Genomic DNA, 1,192 nt, shown 5'->3' with positions numbered 1-1,192 from the left:
CCTAAGATAACAACGGTATCTAAGTACAAATGTGGGTTGAGCACGGTGACAGCTAATGCGCCTAAAATGACCGTTCGGCGTCCACGAGCTACGACTTCCCCTTTTGATTCCGATTCATTCTCTGGCTTGAATGCGCTTTTAAGCGAAAGTAGTCCATAGAAGCTCAGGAAGGCAATACCACCAAGCGTCACCGATGTCAGTAGGATTTCATTTTGAGACAGAATAGCACCACCACCAAAGATACCTAGAGAAATGAAGATCATATCTAGGACGCTACAAATAGTGGCTGTCGTCAGGTGGTGATTGCGCTTTATGCCTTGATTCAAGACATACGCATTTTGTGCTCCGATCGGAATGATCATCGATGCCCCTAAACCAAATCCTTGCAATAAAACCCAAAAGCTCACAATACACCTCAAATAATTAAGAAAACGACAGAGAGGGGAAAGATAATGGCTTTGGTTAAATAAGTATAATTAATGATTTTAATATATTATTAGAGTTACTTATTTAGTGGTTTGGTGTTGGGTTTTTGGGAGAAAGTGAATGCGAGGGTTGGATTACAAATGGATAGAAGCCTTGGATGCCGTTGTTTATCAAGGCAGTTTTGAACGAGCTGCTGAGCATCTGTTTGTCTCACAATCTGCCATTTCGCAGCGTATTAAACAGCTCGAAAAATTCTTGGCGCAACCTGTGTTAATTCGAGAGCAGCCACCCAAGCCAACTCCCATTGGGAAAAAACTATTGGGGCTTTACCGCCGAGTTCGGTTGCTAGAGCACGAAATTTTACCTGAGATCAAAAACGATACTACAACGCGCCCAGTGCAACTGTCTTTGGCTACTAACGCCGACAGTTTGGCTACGTGGTTACTGCCTGCTTTGCAAGACGTCATGAAAACTCGTCAAGTAGAGTTGAAGCTGACGATTTACGGTGAATCACGTTCAATAGAAAAACTGAAAAGTGGTGAGGTCGCAGGGGCGATCAGTTTAGAGTCTCAAGCGATACCAAATTGTCGCGCCGATTACTTAGGACGAATTGATTACGTTTGTGTGGCTACCCCTGAGTTTTATCAGCGTTACTTTTCTGAAGGTGTAAACAATCAGACCTTAGCAAAGGCGCCAGCGGTTTCCTACGATCAGTATGATGACTTACATAAAAAGTTTCTCACGGAGCATTTCAATGTGCGTCCTG

The 1,192-nt window shown here is 43.5% G+C and carries 2 protein-coding genes; one reads left to right on the top strand and one right to left on the bottom strand.

The features are described from left to right. A partial coding sequence (locus R7P72_RS25120; RefSeq protein WP_318110974.1) for a LysE/ArgO family amino acid transporter occupies nt 1–407 on the bottom strand: 407 nt, incomplete at its 3' end. 139 nt (nt 408–546) lie between these two features. On the opposite strand from R7P72_RS25120, the gene R7P72_RS25115 reads away from it, so the two are divergent. After that, nucleotides 547–1,192, top strand: a 646-nt coding sequence (locus R7P72_RS25115; protein WP_318110973.1) for a LysR family transcriptional regulator ArgP, incomplete at its 3' end; no start/stop codon positions are given.

The organism is Vibrio sp. Vb0888 (assembly GCF_033338835.1).
Classification (GTDB): domain Bacteria; phylum Pseudomonadota; class Gammaproteobacteria; order Enterobacterales; family Vibrionaceae; genus Vibrio; species Vibrio alginolyticus.
The sequence above is the reverse complement of the archived record's forward strand: the minus strand, read 5'-3'. Positions and strand labels throughout refer to the sequence as shown.